This window comes from Bradyrhizobium sp. Kon56 (assembly GCF_055807635.1).
In genome coordinates this window covers 344,356-359,061 of sequence record NZ_JBVVOU010000002.1, presented here as the reverse complement: position 1 = coordinate 359,061, position 14,706 = coordinate 344,356, and the positions used below count along the sequence as shown (strand labels likewise).

Sequence of the window (14,706 nt, the reverse complement as noted above, 5' to 3'; positions counted from 1 at the left end):
TGTACACGTCTTGACGAATTGGAAAAACGGGCTAGAGGCGGAATTCCTCGCCAAGGTAAAGGCGGCGCACGTCCGGATCGGCGACGATCTCATCCGGGCTCCCCTCGGTCAGGATCTCACCGGCATAGACGATGTAGGCGCGATCGGTGAGGCCGAGCGTCTCGCGCACATTGTGGTCGGTGATCAGCACGCCGATGCCGCGGTTGGTGAGATGGCGGACGAGGTCCTGGATGTCGCCGACCGCGATCGGATCGATGCCGGCAAAGGGCTCGTCGAGCAGCATGTAGTTCGGACGCGTCGCCAGTGCGCGCGCGATCTCGACGCGGCGCCGCTCACCGCCGGACAACGCAATCGACGGCGATTTCCTTAGGCGCGTGATGTTGAATTCGTCGAGCAGCGAGTCGAGCTGCTGCTCGCGCTTCTTGCGCGACGGCTCGACCACTTCGAGCACCGCGCGGATGTTCTGCTCGACGGTGAGACCGCGGAAGATCGAGGCCTCCTGCGGCAGATAGCCGATCCCGAGCCGCGCGCGCTGATACATCGGCAGCTTGGTGACGTCGTGGCCGTCGAGCTCGATCGCGCCGCGATCGGCCTTGATCAGGCCGGTGATCATGTAGAACACGGTGGTCTTGCCGGCGCCGTTGGGGCCGAGCAGGCCGACCGCTTCGCCACGGCGCACATAGATGCTGACGCCGCGCACGACCTGGCGGCTGCCAAAACTCTTTTCCACGCTATGCACAGCCAGGAAGCCCGGCCGCTTCAAGAGCTGAGGCCCGCCGGAACCGTTGGGCCTGCCGGCAGCCCTCACGGGATGAACCGCCTGGGCCCGGGGCTGCTCGGCTTGATAGTCCCCTTGGAACTGATCGGGTGCGTGCATCGGCTGGTTACGGGCGATCGGCGGCGCGTCCCTGACAGGGCTGGCCACGAGGCCGCCGACGCTGTCAGCGAGCGCGGTGATGTCCTGGCGCGCAAATCCTGGCCGGCCGCGTTTGGCGGGGCGCCGACGGAACATGCTGAAGAGATCGACCATCCCCGCCTTCTAGCCTTTCGCGACGATCCTGCGCGGTCTTCGCGCGATCTGCCGCGCCGGCTTCAGGATTCGCCGACGCAGCATGAATGAAGGGATGTCTCATGCCCAGTGAAACACGCCCGAAAAGCGGCGAAGCCCGCTTCGAAAGCCCTTCGCGCTAGATACAGTCTCGGCACGCAAGCTTCAACCTCGGATCGGCGATGATCGACCCAAGCGTCTGAAATCATTCTTCAAATTTACTTTGACGGGCTTGGGTCTACGCTGACTTATTTGGGTTTAGTTGCGCCAGGCAATTGCAGAGGTCCCGCGCCGGGCTTGCCCGCGCCTCCGGATCCGCAATCATTGCCGCCGCCCTGCGGCAGCAGCGCCTGCACCCGGCCGCTATCGGATTCCACACGCGACACGCCCGTGGTCATGTCGACCGCCAGCCGGTCGCCGCGCAGCACGTTCTTGCACTGCGTCAAGACGACGCCCCCGAGCATGGTGATGAGGTTGGTGCGGGTGTCGAACACGGCGGTCTCGCCCGTGACCACCTGGTCCTTCTGGGTGACGACGACATTGCCGCGCGCCTCCAGTCGCTTGATCGAGGAGTTGCCGCCCGGTCCCGGCGTCGCCGACTGCATCGGCGCCCCCTTTGCCGCCTTTGCCGCAGGCTGTGGCGTGGCCGGCTTGTCGCCGCCCGAATCGTAAAACACCACCAGCGTCTTCGAGGTCATGGTGGTGTCGCCCTGAATGACCTTCACATTGCCGGAGAAGGTCGCTTCCTTTTTCTTGTCACGCATCTCGAGCGAGGCGGCTTCGATCTGGATCGGCTGATCGCGGTTCTGGGAGAAGCCCTGCATCGCGTTGGGCACGCCTTGCATCGTGCTCTGCGCGATGGCCGCACCCGTTGCGGCCAGTGCGATGCCGACGGCGAGCACGGCCGCACCTGGGATGACGCGCCGCTTGTCATTGTTGCGCGGAAAAAACCTGATCATAAAAATCACTTTGAATTGGCGGACTTGTTTTGGGGCGTACGTGTCTTCGCAGCCGGCGCGGGTTCAGTCGGCGCGGGCTGAGCGGCGGCAGGATCGTCCAGCTTGTCGAGGTGCATCACCACATTGCCCTCGAAGCGGATGACGTCGCCGCCCTCCGTGATCCGCAGCCGATCGGCGGTCAGCGTTCCGTTGGTCAGCTTGACGTCGACATGCTCGTCCGAGGAGACCGTGCCCTTGCCCATGTCGACGAAGGCCGAGTTCAGCCGCGCCTCGTAGCCGGTCGAGGTGCGCAGGAAGATGTCCTTGTGCAGGTCGAGCTGCTGCTGCTTGTTGTCGAACCGTCCAGTGCGGGCATCGAGGAACAGCGTCGATTGGTCTTCCATCAGCACCTTCGCGCGCAAATCATGGAGATCGACATGATCGGGATCGGTGATGTCCTGGGTCGCGGTCTTGGCCCAGAGCTCGTAGGGCCGCTGGTCCGGCGTGAAGCCGGACATGTGCGGCGATTCCATCGTGATCTTCGTGCCAGTGACCACGAGATTTCCGGAGTCGAGCTTCACGGGGATCTGGAACGGGTTGAAAATGGTCGAGATGAGGACGAGCAGACCCATGGCCGCGGCCACTGTCGTCGGCACCGCGATGCGCAGAATCCGCACCAGGCGGCTGTGGCGCGCCGCGCTGGCGAACTTCGCCGCAAGTGCGGCGTCGTAGGTGGGATTATGGGCCGAATTCACCTGGGCTCCTGAGGTGTCGCTCGCCTGGTCCGGCTGGCGGGCGCCCCATTGTAGCCGGCAACGCCAAAATATGCAGCCCGCGACAGGCCGTTACGAAAGTGTCTGAAACGGGGCGACCGCCCAGCTTGCCGCCGCGCTAAACTCTAGGAATGCGCGAAAATGTCCTCTTCGGCCCAGCCCTGGAGATCGAGCAAAGCGCGGGTCGGCAGGAAGTCGAAACAGGCTTTGGCCAGCGCCGTGCGGCCTTCCCGCGCCAGCATGGCATCGAGCCGCTCGCGCAAGCCGTGCAGATGCAGCACATCGGAGGCGGCGTAGGCGAGCTGCGGCTCGGTCAGGCTGTCGGAACCCCAATCGCTCGATTGCTGCTGCTTGGAGAGGTCGACATTGAGTACCTCGCGCACGAGGTCCTTGAGGCCATGGCGGTCGGTATAGGTGCGGATCAGGCGGGAGGCGATCTTGGTGCAGTAGATCGGCCCGGTCATGACACCAAACGTCTGGTACAGCACCGCGACGTCGAACCGCGCAAAATGGAAGATTTTCGTGTTCGCGGGATTGGCCAAAAGCGCCTTCAAGTTCGGCGCGTCGGTATGACCTTTGGGGATCTGCACCACGTCCGCGCTGCCGTCGCCGGGCGAGAGCTGCACCACGCAGAGCCGGTCGCGATGCGGGTTCAGGCCCATGGTCTCGGTGTCGATCGCCACCGCTCCGGTATAGCGGGACAGATCGGGCAGGTCGCCGCGGTGCAGGCGTACGGTCATGGCGTTTCAAACCTCAATCGAATCGGTGCGCTTTGCAGGCTAATCCCCGGGACAGATGCTGGCGAGGGCCGGCCGCGATGTATCCGCTGGCAGCCGCCGGCGCAAGCATCAGGCGCGGCTGGTCATACAGAGCCGCGGCGCCAGTCGTCATTGTCTTTTGGCTTCGCCGGCCAAACCGGATTGCGGCCTGACGTAAACGGTCTCGTAAGCGCCGGTGTATTGCTCGCGCCAGCCTCGCCGCTCCACCAGAAATCGCCGCAGCTGTTCGTGCGCCTTCACCCACAGCACGGCGTCGATCCGGTATTTGTCGAGCACCATGTCCCACGCGGCTTCGTCGATCTCCCAGCTCACCAGCTTGAAATAGTCGCGCAGCAAATCGTCCGGATAGGCGGTCGCGGCGCGACCATCGACGAATGGGGGGACGGTGCCGTGCGTCGCGAAGATCAGGTAGCCACCGACGTTCCAATTGTTCAGGACCCGCCGACCTGCGAGATGCTTTTGCAGATAGCCGGCATCTTCGCTCGACAGCATCGGCGGAAGTGCGAGCGCCGGCGCAACGTTCAAATAGGCCATCGGCAGGGTGCCGAGACCGACGATGCCGGCGGCCAGCAACGCTCCCCTCACGTCCCGACCGGTGAGACGCTCAGGCAGCAAGCGGCTGAGGTGAAGCGCCATCGGCGCGGTCGAGAAGATGAAGAAAAAAGCGATGTACCTGAACTGATACAGCCCCAGAATCAGGAACAGCCAGGACATCAATCTCGGCTCGAGCGGGATCGGTCTGGAGTTTCTGTAGCGAAGCTCGAGCGCGACGAAGGCCAACATGTACAGTATGCCGGGAATGCTGCCCGGCATTTCCATGTTGTGATAGTAGGACAGCCATTCGCCGATATTGCCCTGGACGAAGTGCCCCATAGTCGCGGCGGCACCGGCATAGATATTCCAGCCAAGCGGATTGACGAAGGTCGCGGCAAGGCACCCGATCCCCGCGAGAGCAAGAATCCTGAGGTCGGCCCAGGCCGCTCTGAGCACGGCGCCGCCGCAGAAGACGCCGATCACGAAAAAGCCGAGCAGAAAACCGCCGTGCAGATTGGCCCAGAGCACCATCAACACGGGAAGCACGAACCATCGCGTTCGTCGCAGGCATTCGCGATAGAAGACGACGCAGAACAACATCGTGCAAGCATTCGGCGAGACCGCGAGATACATGTTCGGCGAAGCTTCGTAAGCGGGATAGAGCAGGCAGGCCAAGAAGACCGAGACGCAGACCGCGATCGCCGACGCGCCGTAGCCGAGAGAGATCGCGGTCAGGATGCCGACGATCGCTGCGCCGCAGGCCACCGTCAGCAGGACGAGGCCGCCAAAGCCTGCGTATTGAAACGTCGCACTGGCAAGCGCGTCCCAGACCCAGGACAGGTTGAGCCATGGCTTGTCGCCGTGGGTGAACGACCAGGGGTCGCGGAGCGGGATGGCGTTGCGTTCCCGGATGATATCTCCGGCCGCCAGATGCCAGCCCAGATCGTAATGGCCGAGCAGAAGCGGCGCGTTCAAGACGTAGAACAGGCAGATGAACGAGATCAGGAACAGATAAATTCCCGATCTCAGGAGAAACGGGCTGATCGCGTTCGCAGCCTTGTCGAATGCCGGCTCGTGCCAGACCTGATGCTGATCCACCGCTTCCCCCACGACAAAGCGAGCCCGATGGCTCCGCGCTCGCCGACGGCCGGATGCGAGCCTGCCCGCTGACTTAGAGCTAGTTTGTCTAAAGCGGGGTAAATTCGGACGATGCAACCGAGGGGGGATTGGCGGAATGAAATTCCGCTCAACGGCGGGCTTCCGAGGCCTCCCAAGCAGCTGTTTACACTTGGAAATCTTCGAAGCGAACCTGCATCGTCTCATCCCCGAGCTGTTATTAATCGCATTGCCGGAAAATGCCCGAAATCGCTTCAGCTACCGGTTTCGGCGGCGGCGGCGGCCGCAGTCACCGGCTTCGGGGGCGGAGGTGGTGTCACCGGCGGGAGCGATTCAACGACTTGGGTTGGGTGTGGTGCCCAGGAAAAGACTCGATCGTCACCTTCAGTTGTCCAAATGGAGGCCCCCGCGAGACCGCGACCGCGCAGCGTGGAGATCGCCAGTGCGTGCCTTAAGCGGTCCCGCCGTCATTATTCGTCAGCGTAGCTCCTGTTCCACATTCAGGTGAACCAACGCTGGGCCTTCGATGACCAAAGTTGCATGTATCACCTATTGGTCGAAAATCCCGTAAGTCAGGTCAAGGCACATCAAAGGCATTGATTGGAGAGGGCGTAGCCGAAGCCGCATACCCCCTCGTTTTCCCTTCGCACTCGCCGTCCGGCCCTTCCGCCACATCCGCCGGTCTACCGTCTCGCTGAGCTTCATGCGCTCGCAGTGGTGTTCTGTTCCATATTTTCGATGCGTCGAACGGAGATCTCCAATGAAGCTCAAACTTGCCGTCGCGATGCTCGCCGCAAGCCTCCCGATCGCATCGATGGCTTTCGCCCAAGGCATCGCGCCAGCCGAACTTGCGGTGATCGATGGCTGCCTGAAGACCGCGGAGAAAACCGGCGGTTTCGGCGGCGCGTGCGTTGGGCTCGTCGCCGACCCCTGCATCAAAGCGGCAGAGGGCGCGAATGACGATGTCGCCAAATGGAAAGCCTGCGCGGCGCGCGAACTCGCCATTTGGACGCTGAAAACCAATGAGGCGCTAAAGAAGGTTCAGGCCGGCGGGTTCGCCGACGTGATCAAGGCGGTCAATGACTCGCAGAAAACTTTCGCCGCGTCGCGTGATGGCTTCTGCGCGGTCTTCGACAAGGTCGATCCCGGCATGTACCGGGGCAGCGCGAGCTACTGCCGCCTGCGCGAGACCGCGAACCGCTCGCTGAGCCTGATCAAGCTCGGCGCCGCGGTCAACGAGCACTGAGAGCTCTTAGGCGCTTGGGGTCATCAGCTTTGCCGACCTTTTCCCACATAGCGATGACGGCTTCGGCCGCGAGCGCGGTGGACGTCGTTCATAGCTCACCTGGTATCCGGGCAACGGCTGTCGGCGCGTAGCGCTTCCCTGAGCGACTGAAGCCAGCCGCCTCCAGATCGCCTGCGATCCGAGCCGACCCGACGAGCGATGTAGGCCATTCGGTACGCCATGAGCGCCGTGCCTCGGTTTTGAGTACCGGTCAGCAGCTCAAATTCCCTGCAAAAGCGATTTCAATCGCTTGAGTAGGAGATGGTGCCCAGGAAAGGACTCGAACCTTCACGGCCGTTAAGCCACTGGCACCTGAAGCCAGCGCGTCTACCAATTCCACCACCTGGGCATGCCGGTTAGGCACGGAGGCGGTTACTACGGTTCGGTGACGCGGTTGTCAATTCATGCTTGAACCCCGCTTCGGGATGCGGATTGCGCATCGCAAACCGGCCCGATACAAGCCTGACGAGACGCACTCTTCCCGCAGGATATGGACCCCAGGAATGGATCCCATGGCATCGAATCTGGACACGCTCGTCACGGTTTTCGGCGGATCGGGGTTTTTGGGCCGGAATGTCGTCCGCGCGCTGTGCCGGCGCGACTACCGGGTCCGGGTCGCGGTGCGGCGGCCGGAGCTGGCCGGGTACCTCCAGCCCTCCGGCAAGGTCGGGCAGGTCCACACCGTGCAGGCGAATGTCCGTTATCCGGCCTCGATTGAGGCGGCACTGCGTGATTCGCAGATCGTGATCAATCTGGTCGGCATCCTCGCCGAGGGTGGCGCGCAGAGTTTTGACGCCGTCCAGGCCAAGGGCGCCGAGACCATCGCCAAGGCGGCCGCGGCCGCGGGGGCACAGCTGATCCATGTCTCGGCGATCGGCGCCGACGCGGAATCGCCCTCGCGCTATGCCAGGGCCAAGGCGGCCGGAGAAGCCGCGGTCCTGGCCGCGGTGCCGTCGGCGACGATCTTCCGCCCCTCCGTGATGTTCGGCCCCGAGGACCAATTCACCAACCGCTTCGCGGCGCTGGCGCGGATGTCGCCGGTGCTGCCGCTGATCGGCGGCGACACGAAGATGCAGCCGGTCTATGTCGGCGACGTCGCCACCGCGGTCGCGGATGCCGTCGACGGCAAGGCCAAGGCGGGCGCGACCTACGAGCTCGGCGGCCCGGAAGTCCTGACCATGCGCGAGATCATCGAGGCCATTCTCGCGATTGCCGATCGCAAGCCGATGCTGATGCCGCTGCCGTTTGGCCTCGCCCGCTTCAAGGCCAACTTCCTGCAATTCGCGCCGGGCGCGCTGAAGCTGACGCCGGACCAGGTCACGCTGCTCGCGCGCGACAATGTCGTGTCGGACGCGGCGAAGGCCGCTGGGCTAACGCTGGAAGGCCTCGGCATCGCGCCCGACTCGCTTGAAGCGATCGCCCCGCAATATCTCTGGCGTTTCCGCGCCGCCGGGCAATTCCAGCGCAAGAGCGCGTAACCATCCCCGCAGTCAATTGTTTGAAGTTCGGGGTTACCGCCCCAGTGCCAGCACGATCAGGCCGAGGGTGCCGACGATCACGCGCCACCAGGCGAACACCACGAAGCCGTGGCGGGTGACGTATTCCAGGAACGTCTTCACCACGATGATGGCGGTGACGAACGACACCACGAAGCCGATCGCGACGATGCCCATGTGGTCCATCGTCATCTCGGAGCGGTTCTTGTAGAAATCGTAGGCGAACGCGCCGATCATGGTGGGAATGGCGAGGAAGAACGAGAACTCCGCCGCCGCGCGCTTATCGGCCCCGAGCAGCATGGCGGAGACAATGGTTGCGCCGGAGCGCGACACGCCCGGGATCATCGCCAGACACTGCGCGATACCGATGTAAAGATACATCAGCAGCGGAAACCGGGTGGCGTCATGCTCGCGCGCCTTGAGATCGAGCTTGTCGACCCAGAGCAGGATGGCGCCGCCGACGATCAGCGAGAAGCACACCACCCAGGGATTGAACAGCAGACTCTTGATGTATTTGCCGCCGACGAGACCGACGATGACGGCGGGAAGGAACGCCACCAGCACGCCGATCACGAAGCGGCGTGCATAGACGTCACCCGTGAACATCCCGATCGCGACGTCCCACAATTTCTTGAAGTACAACACGACGATCGCGAGGATCGCGCCGAGCTGGATCAGGACCGTAAACGAATCCCAGAACGCGCCTTCGCCGAGATGGAAAAAGCGCTCAGCAAGCAGCAAATGGCCGGTCGAGGACACGGGAAGGAACTCGGTCACACCCTCGATGATGCCGAGGATCACTGCCCGTATTGCATCTGACATATTTACGGTCCATTTCGGCTGGAAAAGCGGGGCTCTTCTCGCCCATCCGCTCCCTTGCTGCAATCGCAAAATGCGGCGTCGCGCCCTTGCTTCGCGGTTTTGAATGACTAGTGTGGCGCCGCACAAAACATTGATGGATTCTTAAGCACCATCACATAGTCAAAGGCTTCATGTTTACGCTGTTTCATCATCCGTTCTGTCCGCATTCGCGGTTCATCCGCCTGATCGCGGGAGAATACGGGCTTGAGCTGAAGCTGATCGAAGAGCGCAGCTGGGAGCGGCGCGAAGCATTTCTGCTGCTCAATGCGGCGGGCACGACGCCCGTCCTGGTGGACGACGAGCAGCCGCCGATCCCGGGCGCGGCGATCATCGCCGAATATGTCGACGAGGCCTATGGCTCCGAGATGGGACTGAAGCGCCTGATGCCGGACACGATCGGCGAGCGCGTCGAGGTCCGCCGGCTGATGGCCTGGTTCAACGAAAAGTTTTTCGAGGAAGTCTCCCACCCGCTCGTCACCGAGCGCATCTACAAGCGCTTCATGAGCGAGGACAACGGCGGGGGCCCGCCCTCGGCCGACGTGATGCGCGCCGCCAAGGCAAACGTGCGCTATCATCTGGCCTATATCGGCTGGCTGGCGCAGACGCGTAATTTCCTCGCCGGCGACCGGCTCACCTACGCGGATCTCGCCGCCGCGGCGCACCTCTCGGCGATCGACTATCTGGGCGACGTGCCATGGAGCGAGGACGACGCGGCAAAGGCCTGGTACGCACGGGTGAAATCCCGCCCGTCGTTCCGTCCGCTGTTGAGCGAATGGCTGGCGGGCGTGCCGGCGTCGCGGACCTACGTGGACCTGGACTTCTGAACTCCGATCCGACCGAACTGAAGACGGCGCTGGCAAACGAAGCACGTGCGCTCGGCTTCGACTGCATCGGCATTACGGAGCCCGGCACGATCGAAAGCGCCGGAAAACACTTTCTCGAATTCATCGCATCCGGCGGCCATGGCGACATGGACTGGCTCGCCGCGCAGCCGGAGCGCCGGGTCGATCCCCGCGGGCTGTGGCAGGACGTGCGCAGCGTCATCATGCTCGGCGTCAATTACGGCCCCGACCAGGATCCGCTCGCGATCCTGCAACAGCGCACGCGCGCGGCGATCTCGGTCTATGCGCAGGGCGACGACTATCACGACCTCATCAAGAAGCGCCTGAAGGCACTGGCGCGATGGCTGGTCGCGACCGCAACTTGTGAGGTGAAGCCTTGCGAAGTGAAAGTATTCGTCGACACTGCGGCCGTGATGGAGAAACCGCTGGCGCAAGCCGCGCATCTGGGCTGGCAGGGCAAGCATACCAATCTGGTCTCGCGCGAATTCGGCTCATGGCTGTTTCTCGGCGCGATCTACACCACGCTGGAACTGCCGCGCGACGACGCCGAGATCGATCATTGCGGCTCGTGCCGGGCGTGCCTCGACATCTGCCCGACCGCGGCCTTTCCCGCGCCCTACAGGCTCGATGCGCGGCGCTGCATCTCGTATCTCACCATCGAGAACAAGGGCCCGATCCCGCGCGAATTTCGTAAAAGCATCGGCAACCGCATCTATGGTTGCGACGATTGCCTCGCCGCCTGTCCCTGGAACAAGTTCGCGCAGGAGGGCCGTGAGGCCAAGCTCGCCGCACGTGACGCTTTGCGCGCGCCAGGTCTTGCCGAGCTCGCACGGCTCGACGACGCTGCGTTTCGCGCGCTGTTCACCAAATCGCCGGTGAAACGCATCGGCCGCGACCGCTTTTTGCGCAACGTGCTGATCGCGATCGGCAACTCCGGTGATGCGGCACTGGCGGACGAGGCGCGGCGATTGCTGGAGGATGAGAGCGCGCTGGTACGCGGGGCTGCGGTATGGGCGCTGGGGCAGTTGGTGCCGCGGGATGAGTTCGAAACGATGAGAGCAACCGCCATAACGCGCGAGCGTGATGACGGCGTGCGCGAGGAGTGGGAGCTCGCTTCCTAATCCTCGGTGTCATGCCCCGGCTTGACCGGGGCATCCAGTACGCCGCGGCCTATCGATTCAATCACGAGCGCCGCGGAGTACTGGATCGCCCGGTCAAGCCGGACGATGACACCGTTGTTGTGGTAAGAGCGCTTCGCGCCTCCTCACCACGAGGATTGAGCATCTTGATTTCCCCGCACGTTCCTCCAAGCTCGCGCGTCATGACAAACATGCCTTTCTTCACCCGCGACGGCGACACATTCCACCCGACGGAAGTCGCCAATGGGCCGTGGGATCCGACATCGCTGCACGGACGCGTCATCGTCGGCCTGCTCGGCTTCGCCATCGAGGAGCGCCATTCCGGTCCTGAATTCGTGCCGGCGCGGCTGACCGTCGATATGTTTCGGCTGCCCACCATCGACAAGCCGATCGAGGTGACGACACGGCTGGTGCGCGACGGGATGCGCATCCGCGTCGTGGAAGCAGAGTTCTTTTCCGGCGGCATCGGCATGGCGCGCGCCTCGTGCCAGCTGTTACGGCGAACGCAGAATCCCGACGGCAATGTCTGGTCGCCGCCGAACTGGGACGTGCCGAAGCCGGCCGACATTCCCAAGCCGACCGATCCCAGGCTCGGCATGAACGGCAAATGGACCACGCGACCGATCGTCGGTCACATGGGCTCGCTCGGGCCACGAAAGCTCTGGATGAGCGAGGTGCGCGAGCTGGTCGCGGGCGTGCCGATGACGCCGTTCGTCCATGTCGCCATCGGCGCGGACTTCGCCAGTCCGTTCGCGAACGCCGGCGACAAGGGGCTCGGCTACATCAACAGCGACGTCACGATCTATCTGCACCGCCTGCCGGTGACGAACTGGATCGGCTTCGAGGTGGTGAACCACCAGGCCACCGACGGTGTGGCGATCGGCGAATGCTGGCTCTATGACGAGCAGGGCCCGATCGGCACCGCCACTGTCGCGGCGCTGGCGCAGCGCAAGCCGATGGTAAATCCGTCGAAGCGGTAGGTGCGCAAGAACGACGGCTAACCCAAATGTCGCTTCATCTCCGGCCGCGCCTTGAGCTCCGCGCCCTGTCTGGCGACGATCTTCGCAATCCGTTCCGGCGCAAACTTCAAATCGACAAACGCCGGCGCGGTGTTGGCGACCTCGTGATAGCTGACGATCCTTCCGTCCCGGAGCGTCATGATCGCCACGCCCTCGAACATCGCCCGCGCGCCATCAGCCTCCGGCAAGATCGAGCGATAGCTGAACGTGTAGCGCGCATAGAGCGTGGTGCCGTTCGACACCGGGTCGTGCATGTCCCAGCGAAAGTCGGTCGCCGTGCGATAGAACCAGTCGTCGATCATCGCGGCGATCTTCTCGCGGCCGGCGAAGGCGCCATAGAACACGTCGTGATAGACGCCGTCCTCGGTGAAGAGATCCGCAAAGGCTTTTCCGTTGCGTTGTTCGACGGCGTCGCAGAAGGCGCGCAGCATGGCGGTGGTGGTCATCGGCGATTCTCCCCTCCCATTCTCAGTCATGCCCCGACCGGGGCATCCAGTACGCCGCGGCTTCTCGGCTTGAGCACGAGCGCCTCTGGAATACTGCATCGCCCGATCAAGTCGGGCGATGACACCGAGTGCTAGGTGACGATTTCACCCGATCTCGGCCACGGCGGCAAGAATGCGGGCGATGTCCTGCGGGCGCGAGAGGCGGTGATCGCCGTCCTGGATCATGGTCAGCACGACGTCGTCGGCCGGCAGGCGATGGGTCAGGGCGAACGCGTGCTGCCAGGGCACGTCAGGATCCTGCGCACCTTGCAGGATGCGGACGGGACAGCCGAGATCGATGGCGCTGCCGAGCAGGAGGTGGTTGCGTCCCTCCTCGATTAGATTCCGCGTGATCGGATAGGGCAAGCCGTCGCCATAGTTCGACGGTCTCAGCCAGACGCCTTTGGTCTCGATTTCTTTCTTCACCGCGGCCGGAAAATTCTTCCACATCAGCTCCTCGGTGAAATCGGGCGCCGGCGCGATCAGCACCAGGCCCGCCAGCGAGGCTTTGGCTTGCAGTTTCTTTTGCCGCTTTTTGATCTCGCGCGCGAGCAGCAGCGCCATCCAGCCGCCCATGGACGAGCCGATCAGGATTTGCGGGCCGTCGCAGAACCGCTCGAATACCGCGACGCTTTCCTCGAGCCAGCGCCCGATGGTTCCGTCGACGAAATCGCCACCGGATTCGCCGTGGCCGGAATAATCGAACCGGACCACGGCGCGGCCGTGATCCCGGGCCCATTCGTCCAGCGCCACGGCCTTGCTGCCCTGCATGTCCGACTTGAAACCGCCGAGCCAGACCAGCCCAGGTCCTTGACTTGATTCTTGGGCCGCGCGGCGGCGCGCCGCGATCCGGCGTGCGGACGGGCCTTCGCCCACATCGATGAAGTCGAGCACGGCATCGGGAATTGGGTGATTCATGGAACGTTTACTCTGGCTGTGCGGTTTGAGCTGTCCGGACGTGCTCCGCAGCGCAGCCGGACGTCGTCATTGGCCCTTTGGGACGCTTGCGGAACAGAAGCAAGGTGTCTATGTCCCTCTGCGTGCCCCGCCGTGGCCAAAATGCCTCGCATTTGAGGCTTTTTCGACCGCCGCACGAGCGATTGCTTGCCGGCAACCGTATCTTCCTGCAAAATAGCCGCCTCTTTTCATAACTTTGGAGAACCACCCATTCGCCGTCCAAATAAAGCCCCGCCCACTGCCGCCAAAGACGGGCCGCGCATCAATGACGATATTCGCAATGCGCAGATCCAGCTGATCGATCAGACCGGTGACAACAAGGGCACCATCGAGACCGTCGCGGCTATCCGCTTGGCCCAGGAAGCCGGCATGGATTTGGTCGAGATCTCGCCGAACGTCAGCCCTCCCGTCTGCAAGATCATGGACTACGGGAAGTATAAGTATTCCGCGCAGAAAAAAGCCGCCGAAGCCCGCAAGCGGCAGAAGATCGTCGAGATCAAGGAGATCAAGCTCCGCCCGATGATCGACGACCACGATTACGAAGTGAAGATGCGCGCCATGCAGCGGTTCTTCGAAGAAGGCGACAAGGTCAAGATCACCCTGCGCTATCGTGGCCGCGAAATGGCGCACCAGGAGATCGGCACCAAGCTGCTCGACAAGATCAAGACCGACGTCGCCGAGCTCGCCAAGGTGGAGCAGGACGCGCGGTTCGAGGGCCGTCAGGTCGTCATGGTGCTGGCGCCGCGCTGACGCTGGTTCTTTAGGCTGAAGAATTCAACGGCCCGTCCGGATCTCCGGCGGGCCGTTTTGTTTTTTTGCCTCTCCCGCTTGCGCAAGAGAGAGCGCACCGTCCTCTGGAGGCGATAATTACGTCCTCGTCGCATGCCAGGTGCCGCTGCACTGATCGCCGGAGATGATACCCCTCCACGAACCGGCGCCGTTCACGCCAGCGAGGCGGCCGCCGCCGCTGGCATGGGAGGCCCCGACCGAGACCTGGACCGCGACGGTACCGCTGCGATTGACCTTGCCGGAGACCCGACCGCCGCCGGCGGACGACACCCGGCTGCCGGTGACGGTGAAGGGGACGCTGTAGCCCGAGCTGCAATTGCCGCGGGTGGTGGCGAAGGTGACGTTCCAGACGCCGTCATAGCCGCGGATGCGCGCATTGGCACTCGACGGACACGCGGCCATGGCGAGCACGGCCAACAGCGCCAGGCAGCGCGGGCGAGCGACATCAGTCAAGGACGACAGCGTTTGGGAAAAAGGGGGCATTCTGGTCCTGCTCCGGGTCACACGGCTCGGACATGAGGTTAGCAATTCCGGATAGTCGCCGGCTAGGTTCCACCGGTTCATCGTTGCCAATTCGCCCGTCCTCTGTCATAAGCCCAGCCTTCATTGCCCGGCTGATTAAGGGCTGCCGTGGCGGTGTCCGTG

General features: G+C 63.4%; 15 protein-coding genes and 1 tRNA gene. 6 read left to right on the top strand and 10 right to left on the bottom strand.

Annotated features, from left to right (window positions below; translation table 11 throughout):
• Positions 1-31 precede the first annotated feature (31 nt).
• The 5 genes from lptB to AC0L3B_RS04815 all read right to left on the bottom strand — a co-directional run bounded on the left by lptB (position 32) and on the right by AC0L3B_RS04815 (position 5,170).
• Complete coding sequence (gene lptB, locus AC0L3B_RS04835; protein WP_018455742.1) at positions 32-1,030, bottom strand: LPS export ABC transporter ATP-binding protein; 999 nt, start codon at positions 1,028-1,030, stop codon at positions 32-34.
• 266 nt (positions 1,031-1,296) lie between these two features.
• The gene (locus tag AC0L3B_RS04830) at positions 1,297-2,007 is read right to left on the bottom strand and encodes an LptA/OstA family protein (protein ID WP_473380093.1); all 711 of its coding nucleotides are present in this window, start codon (positions 2,005-2,007) and stop codon (positions 1,297-1,299) included.
• Between the two features lie 5 nt (positions 2,008-2,012).
• Positions 2,013-2,741: an LPS export ABC transporter periplasmic protein LptC gene (gene lptC / locus AC0L3B_RS04825; RefSeq protein WP_085362035.1), complete on the bottom strand. Its 729-nt coding sequence runs from the start codon at positions 2,739-2,741 to the stop codon at positions 2,013-2,015.
• A gap of 143 nt (positions 2,742-2,884) precedes the next feature.
• Complete coding sequence (locus tag AC0L3B_RS04820) at positions 2,885-3,499, bottom strand: ribonuclease D (RefSeq protein WP_007598566.1); 615 nt, start codon at positions 3,497-3,499, stop codon at positions 2,885-2,887.
• 147 nt (positions 3,500-3,646) lie between these two features.
• Entirely contained in the window at positions 3,647-5,170 is a 1,524-nt protein-coding gene (locus tag AC0L3B_RS04815; RefSeq protein ID WP_473380092.1) for a hypothetical protein, read from the bottom strand.
• Between the two features lie 802 nt (positions 5,171-5,972).
• On the opposite strand from AC0L3B_RS04815, the gene AC0L3B_RS04810 reads away from it, so the two are divergent.
• Entirely contained in the window at positions 5,973-6,434 is a 462-nt protein-coding gene (locus tag AC0L3B_RS04810; RefSeq protein WP_240543373.1) for a lysozyme inhibitor LprI family protein, read from the top strand.
• A gap of 301 nt (positions 6,435-6,735) precedes the next feature.
• Here the strand turns inward: AC0L3B_RS04810 and AC0L3B_RS04805 are convergent.
• Positions 6,736-6,822 (bottom strand) — tRNA-Leu (locus AC0L3B_RS04805).
• Positions 6,823-6,985: 163 nt separating this feature from the next.
• Here AC0L3B_RS04805 and AC0L3B_RS04800 point away from each other — a divergent pair.
• Positions 6,986-7,951, top strand: a complete 966-nt coding sequence (locus AC0L3B_RS04800) for a complex I NDUFA9 subunit family protein (RefSeq protein WP_018455737.1) — start codon at positions 6,986-6,988, stop codon at positions 7,949-7,951.
• A 33-nt stretch (positions 7,952-7,984) separates the two neighbouring features.
• Here AC0L3B_RS04800 and AC0L3B_RS04795 read toward each other — a convergent pair whose 3' ends face one another.
• On the bottom strand, positions 7,985-8,791 hold the full coding sequence (locus AC0L3B_RS04795; RefSeq protein WP_473380091.1) for an undecaprenyl-diphosphate phosphatase: 807 nt from the start codon (positions 8,789-8,791) through the stop codon (positions 7,985-7,987).
• 170 nt (positions 8,792-8,961) lie between these two features.
• Between AC0L3B_RS04795 and AC0L3B_RS04790 the strand changes: the two genes are divergently transcribed.
• From AC0L3B_RS04790 to AC0L3B_RS04780, 3 genes are all read left to right on the top strand, one after another.
• Positions 8,962-9,654: a glutathione S-transferase family protein gene (locus AC0L3B_RS04790; protein ID WP_473380090.1), complete on the top strand. Its 693-nt coding sequence runs from the start codon at positions 8,962-8,964 to the stop codon at positions 9,652-9,654.
• Positions 9,603-10,793: a tRNA epoxyqueuosine(34) reductase QueG gene (gene queG / locus AC0L3B_RS04785; protein WP_473380089.1), complete on the top strand. Its 1,191-nt coding sequence runs from the start codon at positions 9,603-9,605 to the stop codon at positions 10,791-10,793. The genes AC0L3B_RS04790 and queG overlap by 52 nt, the downstream gene beginning before the upstream one ends.
• 200 nt (positions 10,794-10,993) lie before the next feature.
• Positions 10,994-11,791, top strand: a complete 798-nt coding sequence (locus AC0L3B_RS04780) for an acyl-CoA thioesterase domain-containing protein (protein WP_018455733.1) — start codon at positions 10,994-10,996, stop codon at positions 11,789-11,791.
• A 17-nt stretch (positions 11,792-11,808) separates the two neighbouring features.
• On the opposite strand, the gene AC0L3B_RS04775 is transcribed toward AC0L3B_RS04780, so the two are convergent.
• Both AC0L3B_RS04775 and AC0L3B_RS04770 read right to left on the bottom strand, forming a co-directional pair.
• Positions 11,809-12,276, bottom strand: a complete 468-nt coding sequence (locus tag AC0L3B_RS04775; RefSeq protein ID WP_018455732.1) for a nuclear transport factor 2 family protein — start codon at positions 12,274-12,276, stop codon at positions 11,809-11,811.
• Positions 12,277-12,420: 144 nt separating this feature from the next.
• Entirely contained in the window at positions 12,421-13,233 is an 813-nt protein-coding gene (locus AC0L3B_RS04770; RefSeq protein ID WP_085362038.1) for an alpha/beta hydrolase, read from the bottom strand.
• 249 nt (positions 13,234-13,482) lie between these two features.
• Here AC0L3B_RS04770 and infC point away from each other — a divergent pair, with 249 nt between their 5' ends.
• Positions 13,483-14,022 (top strand): translation initiation factor IF-3, encoded by a 540-nt coding sequence (gene infC / locus AC0L3B_RS04765; RefSeq protein WP_085349942.1) that lies wholly within the window; start codon positions 13,483-13,485, stop codon positions 14,020-14,022.
• 117 nt (positions 14,023-14,139) lie between these two features.
• Here infC and AC0L3B_RS04760 read toward each other — a convergent pair whose 3' ends face one another.
• Positions 14,140-14,544, bottom strand: coding sequence for a hypothetical protein (locus tag AC0L3B_RS04760; protein WP_085385562.1), 405 nt, complete (start codon positions 14,542-14,544; stop codon positions 14,140-14,142).
• Positions 14,545-14,706 lie beyond the last annotated feature (162 nt).

Excerpts from the sequence above, each read along its gene's own strand:
- AC0L3B_RS04790 (WP_473380090.1), top strand. The coding sequence starts at position 8,962 with ATGTTTACGCTGTTTCATCATCCGTTCTGTCCGCATTCGCGGTTCATC.
- AC0L3B_RS04800 (WP_018455737.1), top strand. The coding sequence starts at position 6,986 with ATGGCATCGAATCTGGACACGCTCGTCACGGTTTTCGGCGGATCGGGG.
- AC0L3B_RS04830 (WP_473380093.1), bottom strand. The coding sequence starts at position 2,007 with ATGATCAGGTTTTTTCCGCGCAACAATGACAAGCGGCGCGTCATCCCA.
- AC0L3B_RS04775 (WP_018455732.1), bottom strand. The coding sequence starts at position 12,276 with ATGACCACCACCGCCATGCTGCGCGCCTTCTGCGACGCCGTCGAACAA.
- AC0L3B_RS04780 (WP_018455733.1), top strand. The coding sequence starts at position 10,994 with ATGACAAACATGCCTTTCTTCACCCGCGACGGCGACACATTCCACCCG.
- lptB (WP_018455742.1), bottom strand. The coding sequence starts at position 1,030 with ATGGTCGATCTCTTCAGCATGTTCCGTCGGCGCCCCGCCAAACGCGGC.
- queG (WP_473380089.1), top strand. The coding sequence starts at position 9,603 with ATGGCTGGCGGGCGTGCCGGCGTCGCGGACCTACGTGGACCTGGACTT.
- AC0L3B_RS04820 (WP_007598566.1), bottom strand. The coding sequence starts at position 3,499 with ATGACCGTACGCCTGCACCGCGGCGACCTGCCCGATCTGTCCCGCTAT.
- AC0L3B_RS04760 (WP_085385562.1), bottom strand. The coding sequence starts at position 14,544 with ATGCCCCCTTTTTCCCAAACGCTGTCGTCCTTGACTGATGTCGCTCGC.
- AC0L3B_RS04810 (WP_240543373.1), top strand. The coding sequence starts at position 5,973 with ATGCTCGCCGCAAGCCTCCCGATCGCATCGATGGCTTTCGCCCAAGGC.
- AC0L3B_RS04795 (WP_473380091.1), bottom strand. The coding sequence starts at position 8,791 with ATGTCAGATGCAATACGGGCAGTGATCCTCGGCATCATCGAGGGTGTG.
- AC0L3B_RS04770 (WP_085362038.1), bottom strand. The coding sequence starts at position 13,233 with ATGAATCACCCAATTCCCGATGCCGTGCTCGACTTCATCGATGTGGGC.